This window comes from Ensifer sp. SSB1, from assembly GCF_016652895.1.
GTDB lineage: Bacteria > Pseudomonadota > Alphaproteobacteria > Rhizobiales > Rhizobiaceae > Ensifer.
Window position 1 is genome coordinate 1 of sequence record NZ_JAEPRP010000325.1, and the last position, 3,646, is coordinate 3,646.

A 3,646-nucleotide genomic window follows, 5' to 3' on the forward strand; every position below is an offset into this window, starting at 1 on the left:
GTCGTGCTGCAGGAAATGCCCGGCGACTTTCCCTTCAGCGTGCGTGACGTCGTGATGATGGGACGCATCCCGCGGCGAGAGGGGCTCAACGGCTGGACGGAGACGGACCGCGAGCGCGTGCAGCATGCGCTCTCTCATCTCGATCTTTCCCACCTCGCCGGCCGCCAGTTCGCGACACTTTCGGGCGGCGAAAAGCAGCGGGTGCTGATTGCCCGGGCACTCGCCCAGGAGCCGCGCATCATCATCCTCGACGAGCCGACCAACCATCTCGACATCCGTCACCAGCTCGAAATCCTCGAGCTCTTGCAGACGCTGAAGCTGACGATCGTTTCGACGCTGCACGACATCAATCTCGCCGCCGAATTCGCGACCGATGTCGCAATCGTGACCGCGGGGCGGCTGACGGCCTTCGGAACTCCCGATGCGGTGCTGAACCCGCGCGCGCTTTCCACCGCCTTCGGCGTCACTGCCACCGCCCACGGCACCGCCGTTGCCGGCAGCGCCCGTTTCTCCTTTTCACTTCCTCGACAGGGATCCATTTCATGAAGATCAATATTGCCTCCTCTACCTTGCTGTTTCTCATTGCCGCCGCCACGCCGGCGCTCGCCTATCCGGTGACCGTCAAGAGCTGCAACCGCGAGGTGACCTTCGACGCCGCGCCGAAACGGGCGATCGCCAACGACGTCAACCTGGTGGAGATGATGCTGGCGCTGAAACTGCAGGACCACATGGTCGGCTATACCGGCGTTTCCGGCTGGAAGACGCTCGATGAAAAACTGCGCCAAGGTGTGAAGGAACTGCCGGAGCTTGCGGAGAAATATCCGACCAAGGAAGTGCTCTTGAATGCCGACGCCGATTTCTTCTTCGCCGGCTGGAACTACGGCATGAAGGTCGGTGGCGAAGTGACGCCCGAGACATTGGCGCCCTTCAAGATCGGCGTCTACGAACTCACCGAATCCTGCATCCACGTCATGGCCAGGGAGAAGCCCTCGATGGACGACATGTTCGTCGATCTCCTCAATCTCGGCCGCATCTTCGGCGTCGAGGATCGGGCCGAAGCGCTGGTCGCGGGTTATCGCAGCCAGCTTGCCGAGATCACCAAGGCCAATGCCGGCAACGCCAAGCCGACCCGCGTCTTCGTCTATGATTCCGGCGAGGAGAAGCCCTTCACATCAGGTCGCTTCGGCATTCCGACGGCGATGATCGAGGCTGCCGGCGGCGCCAACATCATGGACGATGTCGACAAGAGCTGGGTGGAAGTCTCCTGGGAGCCGGTGATCGAGCGGAACCCGGAGGTGGTGATGATCGTCAACTACGGCGAGGTGAAAGCCGGGGACAAGATCGCTTTCATGAAGAGCAACCCGGCCTTCGCCAATGTCGACGCGGTGAAGAACGACCGTTTCGTCGTGCTCGATTATGTCGAGGCGACGCCCGGACCGCGCAACATCGATGCCATCGCCCGGCTTTCGAGGGCATTTCACGGGCAGGGCCTGTAACCGATGCTGGCTGAGGATACGTCGGCTGCTCCCGTTGCCGTTTCGCGGGTTTCCCCGGCGCGGGCGCTCCGCGGCGGGGTCGGGTTGTTCGCGGCTCTGCTGCTGCTTCTTCTGACCGTGACCGCCGGCGTGTCGCTCGGCTCGGCGCCGATCCCCGTGACCACCGTCTGGTCGATCGTTGCCGGAAAGCTCGTGCCCGGCAGTGTCGAGGCCTTCTGGTCTGCCGGGCGCGAAAGCATCGTCTGGGACGTGCGCCTGCCGCGGGTGATGCTGGCGGGGCTTGTCGGCGCCGGCCTGGCACTGACCGGCGCCGTGTTGCAATCGGTGACGCGCAATCCGCTTGCCGATCCGCATCTGCTCGGCGTCTCCTCCGGCGGCGCGCTCGGGGCGATCGTCGCGCTGTTGCATACCGGAATGATCCTCGGCCTTCTCACGGTGCCGCTCTTTGCCTTTGGCGGCGCGTTGCTTGCCACCGTGCTGGTCGCCTTCGTTTCCCGCGCGCTCGGCACCAGTGCCGATCGCCTGGTCCTTGCCGGCGTCGCCGTTGCCTTCGTGCTGACCTCGGTCGGCAATCTCATGATCTTCCTCGGCGATCCACGGGCGACGCACACGGTGATCTTCTGGATGCTCGGCGGCCTGGGCCTCGCGCAATGGCCGCATCTCGTCTACCCGGCGCTGGTGCTCTTCGTTTCGCTCGGCTGGCTGGTCGTGCGCTCGCGTGAGATCAACGCGCTTGCCATGGGCGACGAGACGGCAACGACGCTCGGTATTCCCGTACGCCGTTTCCGGCTGACGCTCTTCGTCGTCACCGCGCTCCTGACCGGGGTGATGGTGGCCTTTTCAGGCGCAATCGGCTTCGTCGGGCTGATGGTGCCGCATTTCGTGCGGCTCTTTGCCGGCAGCGACAATGTCCGGGTCATTCCGCTCTCGGCCTTCTTCGGCGCCTTGACGTTGATCCTCGCCGACCTCGTCGCTCGGGTGATCATGGCGCCCGAGGATATGCCGATCGGCGTCGTCACCGGCATTGTCGGCGGCATCGCCTTTGTTGCCATCCTCACGCGGCGCGCGTAAGGCGTGCATCGGCGTTGGTCATGCATGGACACCGGTCATGCATGGACATGGGCCGTTGCGCGCCTATGTCTTAGCGCATGCATGGCTGCCGTTCCGGTTCGACAAAGGCAGGGCCGGCAGCAGAGCGGCATGAGGGAGAAAATGACGAGAGAAGTTGAAATCTGCACGCCGGAAGACGTTTTGAACTTCTGGTTCGGCGAGCTCACCTATGACGACTGGTTCACCGCCAGCCACGAACTGGACGACGCCTGCATTCGCCGCTTCCAGGCGTCGCACCTGGGGCTGGCCCGCGGGGTCGGCGAGATCTGGCGCGCGACGCCGGAGAACCGGCTGGCGGCGATCATTCTGCTCGACCAGCTGCCGCGCAACATGTATCGCGGTACGCCGCTGGCCTTTGCGACCGATTGTCTGGCGCTGCACGAGGCCAAGCTCGCCGTCGGCAACGGCGCCGACATGGCGATCAAGCCGGAAGCGCGCGCCTTTGTCTATCTGCCCTTCGAGCATTCGGAAAATCTGACCGACCAGACCATGTCGGTGAAGCTTTTCACCGAGCTCGGCGATGCCGAATATCTCGATTACGCCATCCGCCACCGCGAGGTGATCGAGGAATTCGGCCGCTTCCCGCATCGAAATGCCTTGCTGGCTCGCGTCTCGACAGATGCCGAGCTTGCCTATCTGGCAAGGCCGGGCGCCGGTTTCTGACGAAAAATCCGGCGCTGGAGCGCAATTGACGGCGGGTTTTGCATCTTTCCGCCGTCTTTCGTATTCACATCGCATTGGGATGGCCACTGACGCGATTCCGCTCCACGGTCTCAACCTGCAAGGACTATGAAATTGCGTTCTGTCGGAAAACTGCCTGCCATTCTCATCTGCCTGCTGGGGCTGGTCGCCGCCGGTCCGGTTGCAGCGCAGAAGGCGGCGCAGCCGGCACAAGCTACCGCTCAGGGCACAACGCAGTCCGACCAGAAGTCGACGCAACCGGCCCAGTCGGCGCAGACCGCATCGCAGCCGGCCGCTGGCAAGGCGACGACACCGACCGAGGATAACGCCCACCAAGCCGCAAACGATGCGACGCCGGA

Annotated in this window: 5 protein-coding genes; all 5 read left to right on the forward strand. The window is 63.8% G+C overall.

Going from position 1 to position 3,646, the window contains the following annotated elements; all coding sequences use genetic code 11:
• Positions 1–546: ABC transporter ATP-binding protein (locus I8N66_RS36715; RefSeq protein WP_291165386.1), on the forward strand; the 546-nt coding region annotated here is incomplete at its 5' end.
• Positions 543–1,496, forward strand: a complete 954-nt coding sequence (locus I8N66_RS36720; protein WP_291165388.1) for an ABC transporter substrate-binding protein — start codon at positions 543–545, stop codon at positions 1,494–1,496. The genes I8N66_RS36715 and I8N66_RS36720, both read left to right, overlap by 4 nt.
• Before the next feature lie 3 nt (positions 1,497–1,499).
• Positions 1,500–2,567, forward strand: a complete 1,068-nt coding sequence (locus I8N66_RS36725) for an iron ABC transporter permease (protein WP_291165390.1) — start codon at positions 1,500–1,502, stop codon at positions 2,565–2,567.
• 141 nt (positions 2,568–2,708) lie between these two features.
• Positions 2,709–3,269, forward strand: a complete 561-nt coding sequence (locus tag I8N66_RS36730; RefSeq protein WP_291165393.1) for a DUF924 family protein — start codon at positions 2,709–2,711, stop codon at positions 3,267–3,269.
• A 132-nt stretch (positions 3,270–3,401) separates the two neighbouring features.
• A partial coding sequence (locus tag I8N66_RS36735; RefSeq protein ID WP_291165395.1) for a hypothetical protein occupies positions 3,402–3,646 on the forward strand: 245 nt, incomplete at its 3' end.